13 protein-coding genes and 5 pseudogenes are annotated in these 21,193 nt (G+C 71.4%); 13 read left to right on the forward strand and 5 right to left on the reverse strand.

Annotation, left to right across the window (positions count from 1 at the left end):
• Window positions 1-74: 74 nt before the first annotated feature.
• Window positions 75-3,593 carry a PIG-L family deacetylase gene (locus tag ACZ6JT_RS08725; protein WP_469208683.1) on the forward strand — a complete coding sequence of 1,173 codons (3,519 nt, stop codon included), beginning with the start codon at window positions 75-77 and terminating at the stop codon, window positions 3,591-3,593.
• A gap of 253 nt (window positions 3,594-3,846) precedes the next feature.
• The gene (locus ACZ6JT_RS08730) at window positions 3,847-5,907 is read left to right on the forward strand and encodes a PIG-L family deacetylase (protein WP_469208685.1); all 2,061 of its coding nucleotides are present in this window, start codon (window positions 3,847-3,849) and stop codon (window positions 5,905-5,907) included.
• A gap of 177 nt (window positions 5,908-6,084) precedes the next feature.
• Here ACZ6JT_RS08730 and ACZ6JT_RS08735 read toward each other — a convergent pair.
• Window positions 6,085-6,168: pseudogene (locus tag ACZ6JT_RS08735) on the reverse strand (glutamine synthetase); the annotation flags it as partial.
• 391 nt (window positions 6,169-6,559) lie between these two features.
• On the opposite strand from ACZ6JT_RS08735, the gene ACZ6JT_RS08740 reads away from it, so the two are divergent.
• Entirely contained in the window at window positions 6,560-8,419 is a 1,860-nt protein-coding gene (locus ACZ6JT_RS08740; RefSeq protein WP_469208687.1) for a hypothetical protein, read from the forward strand.
• A gap of 124 nt (window positions 8,420-8,543) precedes the next feature.
• On the opposite strand, the gene ACZ6JT_RS08745 is transcribed toward ACZ6JT_RS08740, so the two are convergent.
• Complete coding sequence (locus ACZ6JT_RS08745; RefSeq protein WP_469208689.1) at window positions 8,544-8,996, reverse strand: hypothetical protein; 453 nt, start codon at window positions 8,994-8,996, stop codon at window positions 8,544-8,546.
• Between ACZ6JT_RS08745 and ACZ6JT_RS08750 the strand changes: the two are divergent.
• The 4 pseudogenes from ACZ6JT_RS08750 to ACZ6JT_RS08765 all read left to right on the forward strand — a co-directional run.
• A pseudogene (locus ACZ6JT_RS08750) lies at window positions 8,990-9,478 on the forward strand (bifunctional DNA primase/polymerase); the annotation flags it as partial. The gene ACZ6JT_RS08745 and the pseudogene ACZ6JT_RS08750 sit on opposite strands and share 7 nt — an antisense overlap.
• A gap of 2 nt (window positions 9,479-9,480) precedes the next feature.
• A pseudogene (locus ACZ6JT_RS08755) lies at window positions 9,481-11,006 on the forward strand (ATP-binding protein).
• Between the two features lie 131 nt (window positions 11,007-11,137).
• Window positions 11,138-11,373, forward strand: a pseudogene (locus tag ACZ6JT_RS08760) (helix-turn-helix transcriptional regulator).
• 65 nt (window positions 11,374-11,438) lie between these two features.
• Window positions 11,439-12,707: pseudogene (locus tag ACZ6JT_RS08765) on the forward strand (tyrosine-type recombinase/integrase).
• 75 nt (window positions 12,708-12,782) lie between these two features.
• Here ACZ6JT_RS08765 and ACZ6JT_RS08770 read toward each other — a convergent pair.
• Entirely contained in the window at window positions 12,783-14,144 is a 1,362-nt protein-coding gene (locus ACZ6JT_RS08770; protein WP_030717411.1) for a glutamine synthetase family protein, read from the reverse strand.
• A gap of 172 nt (window positions 14,145-14,316) precedes the next feature.
• Here ACZ6JT_RS08770 and ACZ6JT_RS08775 point away from each other — a divergent pair, with 172 nt between their 5' ends.
• The 4 genes from ACZ6JT_RS08775 to ACZ6JT_RS08790 all read left to right on the forward strand — a co-directional run bounded on the left by ACZ6JT_RS08775 (window position 14,317) and on the right by ACZ6JT_RS08790 (window position 16,957).
• Window positions 14,317-14,772, forward strand: a complete 456-nt coding sequence (locus ACZ6JT_RS08775; protein ID WP_469208691.1) for a hypothetical protein — start codon at window positions 14,317-14,319, stop codon at window positions 14,770-14,772.
• A 53-nt stretch (window positions 14,773-14,825) separates the two neighbouring features.
• Complete coding sequence (locus ACZ6JT_RS08780; RefSeq protein WP_469208693.1) at window positions 14,826-15,527, forward strand: DUF3105 domain-containing protein; 702 nt, start codon at window positions 14,826-14,828, stop codon at window positions 15,525-15,527.
• Window positions 15,524-16,231: a DUF305 domain-containing protein gene (locus ACZ6JT_RS08785; protein WP_469208695.1), complete on the forward strand. Its 708-nt coding sequence runs from the start codon at window positions 15,524-15,526 to the stop codon at window positions 16,229-16,231. The genes ACZ6JT_RS08780 and ACZ6JT_RS08785 overlap by 4 nt, the downstream gene beginning before the upstream one ends.
• 306 nt (window positions 16,232-16,537) lie before the next feature.
• Complete coding sequence (locus ACZ6JT_RS08790) at window positions 16,538-16,957, forward strand: CBS domain-containing protein (protein WP_469208697.1); 420 nt, start codon at window positions 16,538-16,540, stop codon at window positions 16,955-16,957.
• Here ACZ6JT_RS08790 and ACZ6JT_RS08795 read toward each other — a convergent pair.
• Complete coding sequence (locus tag ACZ6JT_RS08795) at window positions 16,942-17,778, reverse strand: alpha/beta fold hydrolase (protein ID WP_469209598.1); 837 nt, start codon at window positions 17,776-17,778, stop codon at window positions 16,942-16,944. The genes ACZ6JT_RS08790 and ACZ6JT_RS08795 overlap by 16 nt on opposite strands.
• A 122-nt stretch (window positions 17,779-17,900) precedes the next feature.
• Complete coding sequence (locus ACZ6JT_RS08800) at window positions 17,901-18,602, reverse strand: DUF998 domain-containing protein (RefSeq protein WP_365479641.1); 702 nt, start codon at window positions 18,600-18,602, stop codon at window positions 17,901-17,903.
• A gap of 73 nt (window positions 18,603-18,675) precedes the next feature.
• On the opposite strand from ACZ6JT_RS08800, the gene ACZ6JT_RS08805 reads away from it, so the two are divergent.
• Both ACZ6JT_RS08805 and ACZ6JT_RS08810 read left to right on the forward strand, forming a co-directional pair.
• Window positions 18,676-19,206, forward strand: a complete 531-nt coding sequence (locus tag ACZ6JT_RS08805; protein WP_469208699.1) for a hypothetical protein — start codon at window positions 18,676-18,678, stop codon at window positions 19,204-19,206.
• A gap of 239 nt (window positions 19,207-19,445) precedes the next feature.
• Window positions 19,446-21,077 (forward strand): multicopper oxidase family protein, encoded by a 1,632-nt coding sequence (locus ACZ6JT_RS08810; protein WP_469208701.1) that lies wholly within the window; start codon window positions 19,446-19,448, stop codon window positions 21,075-21,077.
• Window positions 21,078-21,193: the final 116 nt, after the last annotated feature.

A 21,193-nucleotide genomic window follows, 5' to 3' on the forward strand; every position in this document is an offset into this window, starting at 1 on the left:
GGGGATTATCGGATTATCCGAATACTTAGTGTGTGATGGGGCCCGCTCCCCGCCGACCGGCCACGAGGAGCCCCATGTCCGACGGATACCCCGGCGACACCGGAGCCTGGGTCCAGCCGTCGGCAGCCTGGCCGTCGCCCGAGGGTCCCGACGTGGCCGCGGCCGACGGGGCGGCCGGGTCGGCCCGTCACCAGATCTACCAGGCCGAGCACCTCCAGCCCCACCCAACTCACCAGTCTCACCAGACCCAACAGCCCTACCCGCTGCACCCGGCCGGATCGGCCTACGCCCCGTACGAGGCCCAGCAGGGCGGGGCGGGCCACACGCCGCACCAGGCGCAGCAGGCCGAGTGGACCGAGTGGACCCACGCGCCGCACGAGGCCCAGCAGGCCCAACCGTCGTACGGGGCCCAGCCGACCCAGCACGCATACCGGCCCGGGGAGGCCTACGTGCCGCAGCAGGCCGGTGAGTCCCGGTACGCGTACCCATCCCACCAGGCCGGGGAAGCCTACTGGCCTCAGCAGACCCAACAGGCCCCACAGACCCACCCGTCCCACCAGGCGGAACCGGCACCACACGCTTACCAGGCCCACCGGTCTCACCAGGCCGAGCAGGGCCACCCGCCGCACGCGCCCCAGCAGGCCCGGCAGGCCCGGCAGGCCCAGCAGGCCCAGCAGGCCCAGCAGGCGTACCCGACCCACCAGGGTGGGGAATCCTGGGCCCCTGGGCCTCAACAGGCCCCACACATACCGCAGGTCAACCCGTTCACACCGCCTCACGGGTCCGCCCCGACCTACCCGTCGCACTCGGCCCCGCAGGCCCAGCAGGCCCCGGCCCACCGGCCCCACGAGGCCGAGCCGGCCCACCCGTCGTACGGGGACCCGCAGGTCCAACACGCCCACCTGCCCCACCAGGCCGGGGAGACCCGGGCCTACCCGTTCCACGCGCCGCACGGGGCCGAACCGGCCCCACACGCCTACCTTCCGCACCAGATCGGGGACGTCCAGGCCCACCGGACCCACGAAGCCCAGCAGGCCCAGCAGGCCCGGCAGGCCCAGCACGCCTACCTGCCCCATCAGGCCGCAGAGGGCCGGGCGTACGGGCCTGGGCGAGCCCAGCCGTTCCACCCGTCCCTCCCGTCCCAGCGGTCTCACTCGTCCCACTCGTACCACTCGTCTCACGAGGCCGAGCCGGCCCAGCACGACCACCCCTCTCCCCGGACCGGCCACGTCCCGGCCGACCAGCAACAGCGGGCTCCGCAGGGCGACGTACCCGAAGCGGAAGGACCGGCCGGCGGGCGGAAGGCCGCGCGGCTGGCCCGTGAGGCCGAAGGTACCGGTGGCGGCGGCCGGCGCGGGCGCGCGAAGGCTCCCGCCGCGCCGCGGACCGCACGCGGGCGCCGCCGCGCCGGCGGCCAGGACGACTCCGGCGACGGGCTCGGTCCCGGGCCCGGCCCCGAGGCGGCGGGCCCCGAGGCGGCGGCCGACCGCGAAGCGCGGCCGAACCCCCGCCGCCGCCGGGCCCGCCTCGTCAAGGCCGTCGCCTTCTGCGCCGCCACCGCCGCCTGCGCCATGCTCGTGATCCGCGGCAACGAGGCCCTCGAAGGCCTCGCCGCCCCCGCCGACCCCGACAGGGCGGCCACCGCCCCCCTGGCCGTCGCCGATGCTCCGGACCCCGGCCGGGTGCTGCAGATCATCGCCCACCCCGACGACGACCTGTACTTCATGAATCCGGACCTGCGCTACTCCATAGCCGCCGGCCACCCGGTGACCTCGGTCTACCTCACCTCCGGCGAGGCGGACGGCATCAACGCGGTCGCCGGCAAGGAGGCCGGGACCGCCCCCAACAAGCCCGCGTACGCCGAGGCCCGCCAGAACGGCATCCGCGCCGCCTACGCCAAGATGGCCACCGGCGACCGCGGCAGCGCCTGGAAGCGCAGCGTCGTCCCGACCAAGGGCGGCGGCCACGCCGAGGTCGACGTCCTCGTCGCCAGGCCCCAGGTCAACCTGGTCTGGCTACAGCTGCGCGAGGCCGGCAACGTCTACGACGACGTCCCCGAGAGCCTGCACGGCCTCTGGGACGGCAAGGTCGCCCGGCTGGATTCGATGGTCGCCTCCGGCTCCCCGGTCAAGCAGAAGTTCTCGTACTCGAAGGACCAGGTCGTCCAGACCCTCGTCGGTGTGCTGGAGCAGTACAAGCCGACGACCGTCCGCTCCCAGGACCCGACCCCCGGCCGGTTCCCGGACACCAGGCGGTACACCGACCACCAGGACCACTTCTACGGCGCCCGCTTCGTGCAACTGGCCACCGCCGCCTACGCGAAGGACGTCAAGGACCGCCCGCACTTCGCGGTCCAGAACTACCTCGGCTACTTCAACGGCTCCCTCCCCAGCGCGCTGGACCCGGGCGAGGCCAAGGAGAAGCTGGACATCCTGGACACGTACGCCTGGCTCGACCGGCAGAACCACTGCGGCAGCGACGCCGGCTGCGGCGACCTCAAGATCTCCGACCGTCCGGGCGGCAACCGGTGGTCGGACTCCATCAACTACGCCCGCGGCAACAGCACCACCTGGCTGGCCTCCGACGAGGAGCACGGGCTGTGGGCCTTCAAGGTGCTCGACGGCCAGGTCGCCGTCTGGCACCGGCCCGGTCTGGTCGGCCGCTGGCGGGGGCCGGACCTGCTGCCCGGCACCGGCATGGACCCGGGCGTCAGCACCGTCACGCTCAAGGACGGCCGGATCGCCGCCTTCGGCACCCGTACCTCCTTCGGCGCGAAGCCCACCGACTACAAGCGCGAGGTCGTCTACACCGTCCAGGAGCGGGCGGGAGCGGACCGGTTCGGGGAGTGGCAGTCCCTCGGCACCCCCGAGGCCGCGGACGAGAACTGGACCTCCGACATCAGCTCCCCGGCCGTCTCGGTCGACGGCACCGGGCAGGTGGCGGCGTACGTCCGCGACGGTTCGTACACCCTGCGGGGCAGGGTGCAGCAGGCGGACGGCAGTTGGGGGCCCTGGGAGAAGTACGGCGGCTCCGATCTGCACGGCAGTCCGGCCACGGCGACCGACGGCGCCGGGCGGCGGATGGTGTTCTCCGCGACCTCCAAGACGGTGGTCGGCTGGGCGCAGCCGAAGCCGGGCGCCCCCCTCGGCCCGGTCTCGCCGACGGGGCTGCCGGACACCACGCTCCCGCTGACCGCGCAGGGCCGGGAGGGCGGGGTGCGGCTGTGGTTCCGCAAGCCCGGCTCGGGCAACGTCCGTACGGCCCTGATGACGGGTGACGGCGGGCTGAAGCTGAACAACATGACCGACCTCGGCGGGCTCCAGGGCTTCGGCTCGGTGACGGCGAGCGGTCACGTGCTGGCGGGCCGCTCGGCGGGCGGGCAGCTGGGCTCGGAGGTCGGCCCGGGCCGGCCGTGGGAGCGGTCCCCGCTGATGTTCGTCGGCGCGCCGTCCTCCGTGATGCTCGGGAAGAGCATGGTCAGTCTGGCGGTGGTGGGGCTCGACGCGCGGCTGTACGTGACGTCTTCGGCCGACGCGCCGGACGCGTACCTGGCGCCGTGGCAGCCGGTGGGCCCGCGCAACACGGCGCCGTAGGGCAAGACGCCGTAGGGCACCGGCTCGTAGCGCACGGCCCGCAGAAAGGCGGCCAGAGGCGGACGAAGCGCCTCCACATCACGGGCACACCGCAGTCACATACCAGGATCAATTTCCCACACGGAACAACCACACGTGGACGCTTCCGAAAAGTGGCGATCATCGGCCGAATCGGTGAACCAAGTTCCCCGTTTCGGCCTCTCTCTGACTGCTCAGCGGTTTCTCCGCCCGGAACGACCCAAGGCGTGACCCGATGCCCGTGACCCGTCGCCGCTTCGCGGCTCTGCTCACCGTGCTGACAGCCGGCGCCACCGGCGTGCTCTCCGTGGCCACCGGCCAGCAGACCTCGGCCGAGGCCACCCAGGAGAAGGGCCCGACCGCCGTCCTGCCCGCGAGCGTCACCGCCGGGTCGGTCGTCCAGGTCGTCGCGCACCCCGACGACGACCTCTTCTTCATGAACCCCGACCTCAGCCGGTCCCTGCTGTCCGGCACCCAGGTCACCACCGCGTACCTCACCTCCGGCGAGTCCGACGGCCGCAACGAGGCCGGCGGCGGCGCGGCCAAGGACCCCGAGCAGCCCGCCGACCGCACCCACTACGCGGAGGCCCGGCAGAACGGCATCCGCTCCGCGTACGCGCAGATGGCCACCGGCGACCGCACCAGCGCGTGGAAGCGCACGGTCATACCCACGGCCGGCGGCGGCCGGGCCGAGCTCGACGTCCTCATAGCGAAGCCGCAGGTCAACCTGGTGTGGCTGATGCTGCGCGAGGCCCGCAGCACGGGCGGGGACGCCCCCGATAGCCTGCGCGGCCTGTGGAACGGCCGGATAGCCTCGCTGGAGGCGCAGCTGACCTCCGGGACCCCGGTCAAGCAGTCCTTCTCGTACACGAAGGACCAGCTCGTCCAGTCGATAGCCGGAGTCCTGGAGCTGTACCGGCCGACGACGATACGGATGCAGGACCCGACGCCGAACCGGTACGAGGACAGCGGCCGGTACACCGACCACCAGGACCACATGTACGGGGCGCGCTTCGTGCAGGCCGCGGCCGCCGCCTACGCCGCCCAGGTCCAGCGCCGCCCCCGCTTCTCCGTACAGAGCTACCTCGGCTACCACAACAGCACGCTGCCCCACTCGCTGGACCCGCAGACGGCCGAGACGAAGACCAACTACCTGCGGACCTACGCCTGGCAGGACCACCAGGACCACTGCGGCAGCCCCTCGGGCTGCGGCGACCGCAAGGTGGCGGGCAACCCGACGGGGCGCAACTGGGCCCAGTCGCTGCGCTACACCCGCGCCGACAGCACCTCCTGGCTGACGCAGGGAACGCCCGGGCGGCTCTGGGCGTTCGCCGTGCTCGACGGCCGGATGGCGTACTGGACGCGGGGGTCCGGCGGCGACTGGGCCGGCCCGGTCCTCCTCCCGGGCACCGGCATCGACCCGGGGGCGAACACCGCCCGCCTCCCCGACGGCCGCATCGCCGTCCTCGCCACCCGCACCGCCTTCGGCTCCGCGCACGCCGACTACCGGCGCGACGTCGTGTACGCGGTCCAGTCCGCGCCCGACGGGCCGTTCGGCCCGTGGCAGTCGCTCGGCACGCCCGAACGGACCGACGAGGAGGGCACCTCGGCGATCAGCGCCCCCGCGGCCGCCGTGGACGGGCAGGGCCTCCTCACGGTCTACCTGCGCGACTCCCGCCGCACCCTGCGCGCCACCGCCCAGCTGCCGGACGGCGGCTTCACGCCCTGGCAGCGCCTCGGTGGCGAGGACCTGCAGGGCGACCCGGTGACGGCGGTCGACACCGCCGGGCGGCGCCACGTGTACGCCACCACCACCAAGTCCGTGCTGGCCTGGACCCAGTCCGCCGCGGGCGCCACGCTGGCCGGGCCGTCCCCGACGGGCCTGCCCGCCACGACGGTCCCCCTCTCGGCCTCCCCGGAGGGCGCGGGCGTCCGCCTGTACTTCCGCCGCCCCGACTCCGGGGTCGTACGCACCGCCCTGGTCACGGCCGGCCCCACCGCCAGGCCCCAGGTCTCCAGCGTCGCGGAGGCGGGCGGCCGGGCCGGCTACGGCGCGGTCGGCGCCGCGGGCCGCCTGGTGGCGGGGCGTGCGGAGAGCGGCACCATCGGCACGACGGGCCTCGGCGGCCCCCCTGCCTGGACGGAATCCCGCATGCTCTTCGCCGGCGCCCCCTCGGCCGTCCTCGAACCCACCGGCACCACCACGACCGCGGTCCTGGGCCTGGACGCCGAACTCCACACGACCACCACCCCCACCACCCCCACCCGCCCCACCTGGCACCGCGCGGTCCGCTGACCGCCGGGCCTTCAGCCGTTACGAGTAGCGTCTCGGACTCTGCCGGATCCCGCCCCTCGTCCTTGACCGGCGCCAGTGCCCGCTCCACGACCAAGGCCGTGGGACGACTCCGGGCCGACGGTCGGTGACCGTCGGCCCGGAGGGCCGTGCGTGCCCCGATGGGGCTTTGAACCGGGGTTACAGCACGGGGAGGTTCTTGCGGAGTTCGAAGGCCGTGACCTCCGAGCGGTATTCCTCCCACTCCTGCTTCTTGTTGCGCAGGACCTACACCGGGCCAGACAAACCTCGTGCGATTGAGATCGGCGCAGCTCTGACCTGTGTCCGAACGGTCTTCTTCGGTCGTTGCAAGTCGCTGCAGGCCACCCTTCAACGGCCCACAGACGGCCCCGCCAGGCGGAACTGGCAGAACTACAAACCGACGCAACGTCTCCATGACGTGACCTTCCGCGCCCCTTCCTGCGGTCTCCCCACACGGCAAGCAGACTCCGCAGTGACGCGGACATTCGTAGATCACCGCGCGTTGAACAAACCAGTGTGGCCCTACACCTACCGGTTCGGTCCCGTTTGCTCAGGGAAGGCTCTCTCGGGGAGTTCCTGGCCGTCGAAGGTAGGGGGAACGGTGGGGGTTACGGGGAGTCAGTACCGACCGTGGGTGAAGTTGGTCGCCGTGGTGGTCATCAGCGCGGTAATCGGACTGCTCGCTGCTCTCTGGGGGTCGGAGGCATCGGCAGGTGTGCTGGGGGCTGCGGTCGCGGCCGTAGCGAGTGTCGTTGCACTAGGTGCTCAGTCGGAGTGGCAGCGGCAGGCTGAGGCGGCTCGTCGTCGACCTGATGCCTTGCAGATTGCCTCACGTGAAGGACACTTTCCCCTGGTGCGGGATCTACGGGACCCCATCGCGGTGGGAGTGCACCCGGCCGAGACCACTGAGCGAGAAGGCAGGCTCGATCGGGTTCCGGCGTATGTCACCCGCGACATGGAGCCACAGCTGCACGCTGCCCTGCGTCGTGGAGGCTTCGTCCTGCTGGTCGGCGAGTCCACTGCGGGTAAGACGCGAGCTGCTTTTGAGGCGATTCGGCTGCTGCATCCTGATCACCGTTTTATAGCTCCCTCAACACGCGAAGCCATTGCCGTACTGTTGGACGGCTGGGAAGCCCCAAACAGCTGTGTGGTGTGGCTGGATGACTTGGAACGCTTCCTAGGGCCAGGAGGGCTGACCACGTCGACGCTGCACCGCCTGCTGATCTCGGGCCGGCAGGTGCTGGTTCTGGCCACCATGCGCAGTCACGAATACGACCGCTACCGTGATCGTGCGGAGACCGAGGCTACGGGGCCAGCCCAAGAAATTTGGCGCCAAGGCCGGGCCGTCCTGAGACAAGCTCAAGTGCTCCACGTCGAGAGGCGATGGACAGACACCGAGCGCGACCGTGCTCGTGCACTGACGACCGACCCCCGACTCGTCCGCGCGCTGGCCGGCGATCATCGCTTCGGGGTGGCCGAACTGTTAGCGGCTGGCCCGGAACTGGTCGAAGGCTGGCAGCATGCGTGGGTCCCAGGACACCACCCCCGCGGAGCGGCAGTGGTTGCAGCTGCTGTCGATGCCCGCCGCGCTGGCTACCACCGCCCTCTGCCCGCGGACGTTCTCCAGCAGCTTCACGAGGGCTACCTTGCTCGGCGCGGTGGGAAGGAGTTGCGTCCCGAGTCGTTCCAAGAGGCGCTGGCCTGGGCACTGACCCCGACAGTCCCAGCGGGAGCGAACAGCCTGCTAATCGGCAACAGCGAACACGGACTCCTGGCTTTCGATTATCTGATCGACCTTCCTACGCATGGCGCCATACCAGAACCGGTTTGGGTTGCAGTAATGGACCTTGCATCACCCCTTGAGGCCTACACGATTGCATGCAACATCTATCTTTCTGGCAATTTCCCACTCGCCCTCCCAGCACTGCGACGTGCGGCAGAAGCGGGTATCGGTCAAGCCGAGGCAATCTTGTGGGAATTAGACACGCCCATACGGTCCGCAGAGGAAGGTTTGGCCGTCGCCAAGCGACGAACGCGGGCTCTTCGACAAGAGTTCGGCGCCGATCATGAGGAGACTCTGATGGCGGAAAGCATGGTCGCGTCCTTCACTTTGCACTGTGGCCGCCATTCCGAAGCCCGCATTCTTTATGAACGACTGACGGATAGGGCCGTCTCAGTCTTGGGGGACAATCATCGCGTCGTCCTGGGTCTGGAATTTGGACTCGCAAGCAGCATATTTGCGTCTGGAGCCCACGACGAAGGCCTAGCCCTTCTCGACAGAGCAGTACAGAAAAGCATCAGCACACTGGGACCAGGGGACCTCGCCGTGTTGGACCGACGCAGGTGGGTGCTTCAGTTTTTGATGGAGGCCGGGAAGGACTGCGACGCACTAGAGCGCCTCGCCGCGCTCGAAACCGATTGCGCCCACCTGCCGGCCACGCATCCGATCACCGTCAGCGTCCGGCACATGGCGAGCCAACGCCATCAGCCGTGAGGAAGCCACCACAAGGTGTTGAGATGGCCTGGAATTTTCCAGTCGTATGGATTCGAGTCAGTAAGAAAGCAACGAAACCAGTACAAGGCTGGAGCGCTTCCGACAGTCTACACTGCGGCATGACTCACTGATCAAAGCTGTGGGAAATGAATGCGTGAAGCCTCCGCAGCTCGCCCGGCATCAATGACGGATTGTCTCGACACATCCGACATACAGCATTAAGCAAGTCCACAGGGCGCTTGAAAGGCGTCTTTTGCGTGAAGATGGCTAGCACCCTCTTCCCCTGCACGAGGGCTCGCCAATCGACATCCCATGACGCGGCAAGGTATTCCGAGGCAGACTCCTTTGCCTCCTCAAGCGCGGCGAGTCGCTTTTGTTGAATGGCAATACTATGACGCAGTGAGGCCGAGAGATCTTTTCGTTCTTGCGGCAGGCTGTCCGGCACGAGCTTTTTCAGTTCATCCTCGGTTAGGAGCGATCTAACTTCGTCGATTTCGTCATCCGCGATGGCGCGCAAGCGCTCCTCTACCGCAGCCGCCGAGACGTCACCGCCCGCAGCATCGATGGCGGCTGCCAACAAGTCTGGGTCTAGGAAGACGTTTTCGAACGATCGAAACCTCCCGCAACGGTGTCCGCCCTGGCGTGGACAGCAAGTCCACTATGGCGTACGCCCGTTGGCTCGGCTTCGGCACTGGAACTGTGGCCCTGCTGCCCGACGTGGTGCGCGCGCTCGCTGTGAACGAGTCCGCCGTGGCCCGGCCCGCATCGAGGCTCGTCGGCGTGCCCATGCCAGCCGGGGGTGGGCAGTGCCCTCACCGCACACCCGCCTACCTGGAACGCGGCATCGCCATGGCGGAGCAGCGGATCGAGGAGGCTCCGGACGGCATTCACCGAACCGTGTACCGGATGTTCCTCGCGGTGCTGTCCGCGCACGGCCGTTGCGGCTGCCTCACCGAAGCGCACATCGGCCGGTTGTTCACCGCCGCGCAGGCCAAGGGTGAGTCCCTGCGGCACTGCGAGGACGCGTGGACCAACGCCCTCACCCAGTTGGGGATGTGACCGTGACCGACGAGGACAAGACTCCGGCGCGGCAGGTCATCACGGAATACGCGCAGGCCCACTTCCGGTACTTCCGCACCACGGAAGGCACCGTCTATGCGCAGAAGAACGGTCACCCCGTCGCCCGCCCGATCCGCTCGCAGGGAACGACCGGCAGCCACCGGCAGGAACTCATGGTCGGCCTCTACAACGACGGCAAAGGCTCCTTCAACGGCTCCGCCCTCAAGGAGGCACTGGACTTGATCGAAGCACTCGCCCTCAGCCAAGACGTACAGGCCACTCACATTCGGGTAGCCCCGGGGTTCGACGGCGCGACCTGGCTGGACCTGGGCCGCGACGACGGCCAGTCCGTCCGCATCCACCCCAACGGCTGGGACATCCTCACCCCCGACCCGCGCGAAGTGTACTGGCGGCGCACCCAGCTCACCGGCGAACTCCCCCTTCCCGAGAAGGACACCGACGGCAAGGGCATCGACGCACTGCTGAGGCTGTGCAACTTCGCGAACGCCGAGAGCGAGTGCCTCGCCGTGGCGTGGCTGATCGGCTGCCTGGAACCGTCCGTGCCCGTCCCCGCCCCGTTCCTCACCGGCCCGCAGGGCGCCGGCAAGTCCACCGGCGGCAGGATGCTGGTGCGGATCATCGAAGGCATGACCGGCGACCTGCGCCGCGCGCCGAAGGACGAGGAGAACCTGATCACCGCCGTCGCCGCAGGATGTGTCACGGCGTTGGACAACCTCTCGCACCTGCCTCCGGACCTGTCCGACCTGATGTGCTGCATCGTCACCGGCGCCGAGAGCATCAAGCGCGCACTGTTCACCGACGGGGACGTGGTCCGCTCCCGCTACCGCCGCCCGCTCCTGCTAACCGGAATCGACGTCGGCATTATCCGCCCCGACCTCGCCGAACGCCTCCTGCCCCTCCGCCTGGAGCGGCCCCGCGCACGGCGGACCGAGGCGGAGCTATGGGCGGAGTACGCGCAGGTACTGCCAGTCGTCCTCGGCTCGCTGCTGGGCCTCGCCGTCAAGGTGCGGGCGACCGAGGCCGAGATTCCCACCGACCTGCGGATGGCGGACTTCGCCCACCTCTGCGCCCAGCTCGACACCGCCACCGGCCTCTGCGCGCTGGGCGCCTACCGGGCCAGCCTCGACGACCTCAACGACGACGTAATCGAAGGCGACCTCCTCGCCCAGACCGTCCTCAAGCACGCCGCCGGCCTCGACCCCCGGCGAGGAAGTGCGGATGACCTCGACCGAGTTGCTGCACACCCTCACCAGCTCTACACCGGCGACGACTTCCGCACCCTGCCCAAGGGGTGGCCCACCACCGGCAAGGTGCTTTCCGACCGCCTTAAGCGTCTCCAGCCCTCGCCGCCCGCAGCGTCCTCGTCGACTGGGGCCGGACCAGTACCGCCCGCTACATCGAGATGACCCGACCGGCCGCCCCACCGCCCGGCCAACCGGTGACGCAGACGGCCAACGGCTACGTCATCACGCGTCACCCACGTCACCGACCCGCGTCACCCCGGTGACGATGACGCAGGCCAGTGACACACAGCCCAGCCACCACGTCATCGAAAACCGCAGGTCAGAACAGCTGATGACCCAGACGACGCGATGACGCAGAAATCCGGAGCTCGGACACACACCCGCCGGAGGAGCGATGCCCGCCGAGACTGCCCCCCGCGCCATCCTGCGCGACGGACTCCCCGACCGTTACCTCAACCCCGAAGACGTCGCCGAGATCCTCGGCGTCCCGGTGGAGACCCCTACCAGTGGCGCAAGAAGCGGACCGGACCGCCCGGCTTCCGCGTCGGCAAGCACACCCGCTACGACCCCGCCGACCTCTACGACTGGATCTCCGAGCAGAAGCGCAAGGACATCAGCCAAGCCGCTTAACCAACCCACCACCGCCGAGGGCGGGCCCACCTGGGCCCGCCCTCGGCGCTTGCCCAGAAAGGCCCATACGTGGCAGGCACATCCAAGACCGGTGGTTCAAGACGGAGCAGGGACCCGACGGCAAGCCCCGTCGGATCAAGACCGACCGCTGCGGCAGCGGGATGCGCTACCGCGCCCGGTTCATCGGACCGGACGGGACCGAGAAGTCGAAGAGCTTCCCCGACAGGCAGAAGCGGCTCGCCGAGAAGTGGCTGGCGCACATCGAGGCGTACATGTCCCGGGGCAGTACAACGACCCCGCCGCCGGCCGGATCACGTTCCGGGAGTACGGAGAGAAGTGGCTCGCGTCGCTCACGACAGGCATGACTACGCGGTCGTCTGTCGAGGTGCAGATCCGCAAGCACGCGTTCCCGTACCTCGGCACGCGGCCACTCGACTCGTTCCGGCCGGAGCACATCCGTGACTGGCTGAGCGAGCTGGAGCAGGTCCTGCCGGTCTCCTCCTACCGACGCGTCATCTTCGCCGAGCGTGTCTTCCGCCCTCGCCGCCGCGGTGGACGACGAGTTGCTGGCGAAGAACCCATGCAAGGCCTGTACGGTCCGGGCGCCCGCTCCGGTCCCTCCGCGGGTCAGGCCGTGGACGCCCGAGCGGCTCTTCGCCATCCGGGCCGCGCTGCCGAAGCGGTACCAGGCGATGGCCGATGCCGGCGGAGGGCTGGGGCTGCGGCAGGGGGAGATCTTCGGTCTGCCGGACGACCCTGACGACTTCCGCGGTGAATGGCTCCGGGTGGCCAATCAGGTGAAGGTGGCGAACGGGCATCTCGTCTTCGGTCCGCCCAAGCGGGAGAAGGAACGGGACGTGCCCTTCCCCCGCCGCATCGGTCAGGTGCTGCGGGAGCACCGCGAGGAGTTCCCGCCGGTGGACGTGACGCTTCCCTGGCTGAAGCCGGACGGGCCGCTCGTCACCAAGCGGCTGCTGTTCTCCCTCCCGGGCGGGGGCGCGGTGCGGCGCACCGACTTCAACACCCGCGTGTGGAAGTTCGCCCTCGTGCAGGCCGGCGTCATTCCGGAGCCGCGGCCCGGTGAGCGCCACCAGGCGGCGCGCGAGCACGGGATGCACGCGCTGCGGCACTTCTACGCGTCCGTGCTGCTGGACTCCGGGGAGAACATCAAGGCGCTGAGCACGTACCTCGGACACAGCGACCCCGGGTTTACGCTCCGGGTGTACACGCACCTGATGCCGAGCAGCCACGAGCGCACCCTGCGGGCCGTCAATGAGGTCTACCGGGCCGCCGGTCCGGCGGCGGACGGCCCACAGACGGCCCAGGAGGGGTGAGACGACTCCGGGCCGGCGGCTGTGTGCCGCCGGCCCGGGGTGCCGTGTGACTGGGGTACCGCCGTTGACCTGCGGTTACAGCACCGGAAGGTTCTTGCGCAGCTCGAAGGCCGTGACCTCCGAGCGGTATTCCTCCCATTCCTGCTTCTTGTTGCGGAGGAAGAAGTCGAAGACGTGCTCGCCGAGGGTTTCGGCGACCAGTTCGCTGCGTTCCATCAGGGAGATGGCCTCGCCGAGGTTCTGCGGGAGGGGTTCGATGCCCATCGCGCGGCGTTCGGCGTCGGAGAGGGCCCAGACGTCGTCGTCGGCGCCCGCCGGGAGTTCGTAGCCCTCCTCGATGCCCTTGAGGCCGGCCGCGAGGAGGACGGCGTACGTGAGGTAGGGGTTGGCGCCCGAGTCGATCGAGCGGACCTCGACGCGGGAGGAGCCCGTCTTGCCCGGCTTGTACATCGGGACGCGGATCAGGGCGGAGCGGTTGTTGTGGCCCCAGCAGATGTACGAGGGGGCCTCGCCGCCCGCGCCGGCGCTGCGGGAGGAGCCGCCCCAGATGCGCTTGTACGAGTTGACCCACTGGTTGGTGACGGCCGCGGTCTCGGCGGCGTGCTTGAGCAGGCCCGCGATGAAGGAGCGGCCGACCTTGGAGAGCTGGTACTCGGCGCCCGACTCGTAGAAGGCGTTGCGGTCGCCCTCGAAGAGGGAGAGGTGGGTGTGCATGCCCGAGCCCGGGTACTCCGAGAACGGCTTCGGCATGAAGGTGGCCTGGACGCCCTGTTCGAGGGCGACCTGCTTCATCACGAGGCGGAAGGTCATGATGTTGTCGGCCGTGGAGAGGGCGTCGGCGTAGCGGAGGTCGATCTCCTGCTGGCCGGGGGCGCCCTCGTGGTGGCTGAACTCGACCGAGATGCCCATCGATTCGAGCATGGTGATCGCCTGGCGGCGGAAGTCCATGCCGACGTTCTGCGGGGTGTGGTCGAAATAGCCGGAGTTGTCGGCCGGGACCGGGCGGGTGCCGTCCAGCGGCTTGTCCTTCAGCAGGAAGAACTCGATCTCCGGGTGGGTGTAGAAGGTGAAGCCCAGGTCGGAGGTCTTGGCCAGGATGCGCTTGAGGACGTAGCGCGGGTCCGCGAAGGACGGGGAGCCGTCCGGCATGAGGATGTCGCAGAACATCCGGGCGGTCCCGGGGGCCTCGGCGCGCCACGGCAGTATCTGGAACGTGCTCGGGTCCGGCTTGGCGATCATGTCGGACTCGTAGACCCGTGCGAAGCCCTCGATGGCGGAGCCGTCGAAGCCGATGCCTTCGTCGAAGGCCTGCTCCAGCTCCGCGGGGGCGACCGCGACGGACTTCAGGAAGCCCAGTACGTCGGTGAACCACAGGCGCACGAAGCGGATGTCGCGCTCCTCAAGCGTCCGGAGGACGAATTCCTGCTGCTTGTCCATGCCTTCATCCTCGCAGTTCAGACGGCCTGTGCACCACCGCCTCACGGTTCGGGGCACAGTCGGGCCGGCCCAGTATCGCCAGTGGTGGTTTCCGCCACATTACGCACCCGGGAAAGCTCGCGGCACCCCCGCACTGACCTCGGAGCCGTCATGAGCATTACCATCTGCGCCCATGGGGGGCCTGCTGTGCGTGCGGCCGGGGCGTCGGGGACGTCCCGGACTTCGGCGTGGCCTTCTGCTGACGGTCTTCGGGGCGCTGGTCGGGGTGCTGGTCGGGGTACTGACCGGCGCGCTGTTCCTGTGTGCGTCCCGGCCGGGCGAGTCCTCCGTCTCCGCGCCCGCGCCCACGCCCGCAACCGCGCCCGCACCCGCGTCGGCGGGCGCGCGCGCCGAACCGGGGGCGCACGGCACGGAGCACGCCGTCTGCGCGTCCCCGTACGACCTGCCCGGCTGCTCGTCCCTCGGGCACGTGACCCCGGGCGTACTGCCCGTGCCGCCGCCCGCCGTCACCGTGCCGGGCGGCGACCCGCCGACCGCCGCCGAGGTCTCCGGGGCGGGCCGGATCCGGCCGCCCCTGCCGCTCGCGCGCGCCCCCGACCTGCATGCCCTCCAGGTGCTGCGGACCTGACCGGTCCGGTTTCGCGTTCCATCCACCCCCCTCAGCAGAAGGAACCAGGGCACATGGCCAGCAAGTCCGGCAGGACCCCGCAGCACACCGACCCGCACTCCCGCCAGGCGCGCATAGCCGAGATGCGCCGCGCCGAGAAGATCCGGGAGCGGCGCAACAAGGCCATTGCGATCACCGTCTCGACGGTCGTCGTCGCCGGGCTGGTCGGTTTCGGCGCATGGGTGCTGATCGACCAGAAGCAGACCGAGCAGCGCAAGAAGGAAGCCGCGGAGCAGATCCGCAAGGAGGCCGAGGAGGTCCGCAAGAAGCCCGTCGAGGGCGAGCAGGTCTGGGACGCGAAGAAGCTCGGCCGCAACCACGTCGAGACCCCGGTGAAGTACGAGATGAACCCCCCGGTCGGCGGTGACCACCACCCCCGCTGGATGAACTGCAACGGCGACGTCTACAAGAACCCGCTGCCCGAGGTGAACGCCGTGCACTCGCTGGAGCACGGGGCCGTGTGGGTGACGTACAACGACAAGGCCGCCAAGGCCGACGTGGACAAGCTCGCCGCGACCGTCGGCAAGACCCCGTACACGCTGATGAGCCCGGTCAAGGAGCAGGCCGGCGCGATCATGCTCAGCGCTTGGGGCAAGCAGCTGACCGTGGAGACGGCGGACGACCCGCGGGTGAAGCAGTTCTTCACGAAGTACGTGCAGGGCGAGCAGACCCCCGAACCGGGCGCGGCCTGCACGAACGGGCTGGCCGACAAGTGACCGGCCGTACGCCGCGCACGCCCCGCACGTCCCATACGCCCCGTACGTACTGGGCCGCGGGCACGGCTGTCCTGCTGGCGCTGCTGTTCGCGGCGGCGGCCACGGTCGCCGCCGCGAACGGCGATGCCGGGGCGCCGCCCCGGACCGCCGCCCCCGCCACGCCGGAGCTGCACTCCCCCGACGCGGGCTTCGCCCGGGACATGGCGGTGCATCACCAGCAGGCGGTGGAGATGTCCTTCGTCGTGCGGGACCGCACCCAGGACGAGGCGGTGCGCACCCTCGCCTTCGACATCGCCAACACCCAGGCCAACCAGCGGGGCATGCTGCTCGGCTGGCTGGACCTGTGGGGGCTGCCGAAGGTCGTGGCCGACGAGCCCCCGATGTCCTGGATGGGCGCTTCGGGAGGCCACGGGGGTCATGCGGAGCACGGCGCGGCCCGGCCCGGCGCGCTGATGCCCGGCATGGCCACGAAGGAGGAGCTGGAGCAGCTGGGGGCCGCCTCCGGGCGGGACGCGGAGGTGCTCTTCCTCCAGCTGATGACCGACCACCACAAGGGCGGCGTCGCGATGGCCGAGGGCTGCGCACGGCAGTGCGTGACCCCGGTCGAGCGGGCGCTGGCCCAGGGCATGGTCGACGCGCAGCGCTCGGAGCTCACCCTGATGGCGGACATGCTCGGCAAGCGCGGAGCCGCCCCGCGCGGCTGACCGGGCCCGCGCCGCGCGACTGACCGGACACACGCCCGGCGCGACTGACCGGACACCCGCCGCGCGCGACGGCCGGGCACGCCCCCGCACCCTTCTGGCACAGGTCGGGCACGCACCGCACGGGGCCCGGGCACGCACCGCGCGGGTGGCGGGACACGCCCGTACGGTGGTGGGAGGGCGCCCTCTCACCCGTACGGGCGTGCACTCCCGCCCGTGCGGGGAGTCGCACCGCGGTCCGTCGGCGGGGGCGCCGAGGCGGGCGCAGCCGCGCCCCGCCGCTCGTACGGCGCTCAGGAGGTTGATGCGATGACCACCGCCGGAGAGATCATGCACAGGGGGGCCCAGTGGATCCCCGCCACGGAGACCCTGGACCGGGCCGCCCAGCTGATGAGCGAGCTCAACGTGGGCGCGCTGCCCATCAGCGACAGCGAGGAACGGCTCTGCGGGATCCTGACCGACCGCGACATCGTGGTCGGCTGCGTGGCCAAGGGGCGCGACCCGTCGAAGGTCACGGCCGGTGACATGGCCCAGGGCACCCCGCGCTGGATCGACGCGGGCGCGGACGTCTCCGAGGTACTGGAGGAGATGCAGAGCCACCAGATCCGCCGGCTGCCGGTGATCAGCAACAAGAAGCTGGTCGGCATGATCAGCGAGGCCGACCTGGCCAAGCACCTCTCCGACGAGCAGATCGCGGGCTGGGCCGAGAAGGTCTACGCGAGGAGCTGACCGGCGGCGTCTCGGACCGCCCGGGCCACCTGGTCCGGGCGGTCGAGCATGACCAGGTGCCCGGCGGGCTCGGCGACCTCGAAGCGCGCGCCGAGCACGTCCGCGAGGTCCGCCTGGCGGGCCAGCCAGCGCAGGGCGCAGGCGCCGGCCGAGCCGTCGTGTCCGGCGAGGACGGTGGCGGGGGCGGCCAGCGGGTGCGCCGGGCGCAGGGCGAGCAGCTCCGCGGCCATGTCCGGGTAGCGGGAGTTCTCCAGCAGGGCGCCGCGCCAGACGCGGCCGGTGCGGTAGCAGCGGCGTACGAGGTCCCGTGCGGCCGGGTCGGAGCCGCCGGTGCGGGAGGCCCGTACGGCGGCGCGCCGGGCCAGCGGCCCCAGGGCGGCCGGCAGCCCGGCGGCCGTCACCGCCCGGCCGAGGGCGCGGGCGGCGCCGGTGCGCAGCGCGGCGGGCAGCGCCGTACGGGGGTCCTCCTCGACGCTGCCGTCGAGCAGGACCAGGGCGGCGGTGCGCCGCGGGTACAGGCGGGCGAAGGCCTCGGTGTGGAACGCGGCGATCGAGTGCCCGACGACGGTGACCGGGCCGGCGAGCGCGAGTGCGTCCAGCAGGCCGGCGATCCGGTGGGCCTCCCCGGCGGTGGTCGGCGGCTCGCCGGCCGGGCCGCTGAGGCCGTGGCCGGGGCGGTCGAAGCGGACGACGGTGCGGCCCGAGGCGGCGAGCAGCGCGGCGACGGGGTCCCAGTCGAACCAGGCCATGGCGAGCCCGGCGCTGAGCACGCACACGGGACCCCGGCCCTCGACCACGACGTGCAGCGGCACCCCGTCCACGCGGACGAACCGGCCGGGGCCGTTCGCGTGAGGAGCCGCGTACGGGGCCGCGTACGAGGCCTCGTACGGGTCCTCGGACGGGTCCTCGTACGGCGACACGCGCGGCGACGGGTCCGGTGGCGTCACGTCCGTCCCTCCTTGTGGACCGAGTACGCGAGCAGGCCGAGCCAGAGCGCCACGAGCAGCACCTGGAGCCGCTGCCCCGCGCCGAGTGCCCAGGTCCCGCGCCCGGCGGTGAACAGCGCGATGGCGGTCAGCGTCCACGCGGTGGCGAGCAGTTCGAGGGCGACGAGCGCGGGCCCGTAGCGGGCGAGCGGGGCGAACCAGCCGTAGCGGCGGGCGGCTACGGTCAGGGCCACCAGGCCGACGAGGGCACCGGTCATGGCGAGGCTGCTGCTGACGGCGTGGGCCCGGTGGGTGGCGGGGACCAGGCCGGCGGTCTCCAGGGCGGCGCATTCGGGGTCCACGGTGGGCGTGCAGCTCAGCGGCAGCCAGGCGTCGGCGGCGGTCGCCGCGCCGAAGAGGGTGACCCCGGCCCAGCCGACGACCGCCCAGAGGCGGCGCGACTCCGCGTACTTCAGCAGCCGGGTCAGGGCCAGCAGTCCGCCGGCGAAGGCGAGCAGCCCGGCGGTGAAGTCGGTGGCCCGGAACAGGCCGCCGAGCGGCTGGTCCTGGGCGGCGAGTTCGCTGACGTACGTCTCGATGGGGTTGAGGCCCGTGGAGAGCACGACTTCGAGCACCCACGCGGTGTACGCGGCGCCGGCGAGACCGATCAGCACCGCGACCGGCCAGGCGGTCCGCGGAGAGAGGCCATGTGGGGACATAGTGCGACTAATCCTAAGCAGACCGGGGGGTCGGTCCTATGATCGGATACCCACCCCGGGTAGGGTTCCCGCCATGACGCGCAGTGCGGAGCGAGCCGGCCCGGGACCCCGGTTGCTGCTGCTCGCCGCGCTGCTGCTGGGCATCGTCACCATGCACACGCTCGGCCATCCGGCTGACTCCCATGCCATGGAGGACGTGTCCGCGGCCCGTACCGTTGCCTCGGCCGGGTCACCCGGCCCGGCCGCGGGCGGTGGCGCGCACCACCTCCCGGCGCCCCCTCCGACGGCGCCGGACCCCGCGCAGGACCCCCTGCCGGCCCTGGAACCGGCCGTCGAACCGGCCGAACCGGCCCTGGCGGCGGCCATGGGACCGGGCCCGGCGCAGACGGCCGGGACGCACTGGCCCGGCACCGGCATGGACCCCATGTCGGTCTGCTCCGCCGTGCTGGCGGGGCTCGTCCTGCTGTACCTCGGCGCCGGACCGGCCGGTTCCCGCGACACCGCGCCGCTCGGGGGCGCGGCCCGCATACCGGGCCGGTCCGGTGGCCCGGATCCGCCCTCGCCCCGCGAGCTCCTCACCCGGCTGGCGGTCCTGCGGGTATAGGCCCGGCCCCGGCCGTCGCCTCCGCACGCCCGTACGTCCGTGTGCCGGCACGCCTCCGTGCCCTCCGTGACCGTACGCCGGGACATCCGCATGCCCGCCGTGCCCCACTTCCCGCGTGCCCGTACCCGTGCACACCCGTACGCGCACACCCGTACGCGCACACCCGTACGCCGTACGCCCGCGAGGCGGCGCCGAACCGCGCCCATGAATCCGTACCACCAGACCCACGAGGTGCTCCCATGCGCTCTCTTCCCACCCGTCGCGCCGTACTCGGCGCATCCGCCGCGGCCCTCGCCGGCTCCGGACTGCTCGCGGCCTGCTCCGGCTCCTCCTCCCGCTCCTCGGGCCCGGACCACGGCTCCATGAACCACGGCGGATCCGCCGCCGACGGCCCCGCGGGGTACGTGGACCCGGCCGGGCCCGAGGTCCGCGCCGCCGAGGCGGCCCGCAAGGCCACCGGCCCGCTCACCGAGGTCAAGGTCACCGCCACCGCCACCCCGCTCGACCTCGGCGCCGGGCGGACCGTCCGCTCCTGGGCGTACGGGGACAAGCTGCCGGGCCGGGAGATCAGGGCCACCGCGGGCGGCACCCTCTCCCTCACCCTGGCCAACAACCTCCCCGAGGCCACCTCCCTGCACTGGCACGGCCTCACGCTGCGCAATGACATGGACGGGGTCCCGGGGCTGACCCAGCGGGACATCGCCCCGGGCGGATCCTTCACGTACAAGTTCGCCGTCGCCCAGCCGGGCACGTACTGGTTCCACCCCCACACCGGGGTCCAGCAGGACCGCGGCCTCTACGCCCCGCTCATCATCGAGGACCCGAAGGAGCCCCTCTCCTACGACAAGGAGTGGGTGGTGGTCCTGGACGACTGGATCGACGGAGTGGACGGCGCCACCCCGGACGCCGTCCTCGCCGAGCTCCGCAAGGGCATGAACGGGGACGGGAACCGGGGCGGCGGCGCGGGCGGCGGCGGCCACGCCGGGCACGGCGCCGCGCCCGCCCCGTCCGCCCCCGGGGCCGCCGGCACCGGCGGCCGCTCCCACCTCCTCATGGGCGCCGACAGCGACATCCTCGGCAAGGACGCGGGCGACGTCGCCTACCCCTACTACCTGGTCAACGGCCGGGTGGCGGAGGACCCGTCGGTCTTCACCGCCCGCCCGGGGGACCGGATCCGGCTGCGCATCATCAACGCCGGCGGGGACACCGCCTTCCGGATCGCCCTCGGCGGCCACGAGCTGACGGTCACCCACACCGACGGCTACCCGGTGGAGCACACGAAGGCGTCCTCACTGCTGCTGGGCATGGGCGAGCGGTACGACGTCCTGGTCACCGCCGAGGACGGGGTGTTCCCGCTCACCGCGCTGGCCGAGGGCAAGGGGAAATCGGCACTGGCGGTGCTGCGCACCGGGACGGGTACGGCGCCCACGGCCGCGACCCGGCCGGCCGAACTGGACACGCCGCCGCCGTCCGCGGACTCCTTCAGGGCGGCCGGTGCGGCCGTACTGGCCCCGCGCGAGCCGGACCGTACGGTGCAGATCCGCCTGACCGGCTCCATGGCCCGGTACAACTGGGCCTTCGACGGCAAGCCGTACACACCGGACCAGCGGCATCCGGTGAAGGCGGGCGAGCGGGTCCGGCTGGAGTTCCGCAACGCGACGCCGATGTGGCACCCCCTGCACCTGCACGGCCACACCTTCGCGCTGGCCGGAGGGGGTGGCGGGGCGCGCAAGGACACGGCGATCGTCCTGCCGGGCGGGAGGCTGACGGCGGACTTCGACGCGGACAACCCCGGTCTGTGGATGGTCCATTGCCACAACGTCTACCACTCGGAGTCCGGAATGATGACGGTGCTGGGCTACCGGCTGTAGGCGGAGGCCGTACGGTCCCGGGGGGGGGGGGGGGGGGGGGGGGGGGGGGGGGGGGGGGGGGGGGGGGGGGGGGGGGGGGGGGGGGGGGGGGGGGGGGGGGGGGGGGAAGGGGGGAC

The organism is Streptomyces sp. NPDC046308 (assembly GCF_055588065.1).

Excerpts from the sequence above, each read along its gene's own strand:
- ACZ6JT_RS08770 (WP_030717411.1), bottom strand. The coding sequence starts at position 14,144 with ATGGACAAGCAGCAGGAATTCGTCCTCCGGACGCTTGAGGAGCGCGAC.
- ACZ6JT_RS08790 (WP_469208697.1), top strand. The coding sequence starts at position 16,538 with ATGACCACCGCCGGAGAGATCATGCACAGGGGGGCCCAGTGGATCCCC.
- ACZ6JT_RS08810 (WP_469208701.1), top strand. The coding sequence starts at position 19,446 with ATGCGCTCTCTTCCCACCCGTCGCGCCGTACTCGGCGCATCCGCCGCG.
- ACZ6JT_RS08800 (WP_365479641.1), bottom strand. The coding sequence starts at position 18,602 with ATGTCCCCACATGGCCTCTCTCCGCGGACCGCCTGGCCGGTCGCGGTG.
- ACZ6JT_RS08805 (WP_469208699.1), top strand. The coding sequence starts at position 18,676 with ATGACGCGCAGTGCGGAGCGAGCCGGCCCGGGACCCCGGTTGCTGCTG.
- ACZ6JT_RS08725 (WP_469208683.1), top strand. The coding sequence starts at position 75 with ATGTCCGACGGATACCCCGGCGACACCGGAGCCTGGGTCCAGCCGTCG.
- ACZ6JT_RS08775 (WP_469208691.1), top strand. The coding sequence starts at position 14,317 with ATGGGGGGCCTGCTGTGCGTGCGGCCGGGGCGTCGGGGACGTCCCGGA.
- ACZ6JT_RS08730 (WP_469208685.1), top strand. The coding sequence starts at position 3,847 with ATGCCCGTGACCCGTCGCCGCTTCGCGGCTCTGCTCACCGTGCTGACA.
- ACZ6JT_RS08780 (WP_469208693.1), top strand. The coding sequence starts at position 14,826 with ATGGCCAGCAAGTCCGGCAGGACCCCGCAGCACACCGACCCGCACTCC.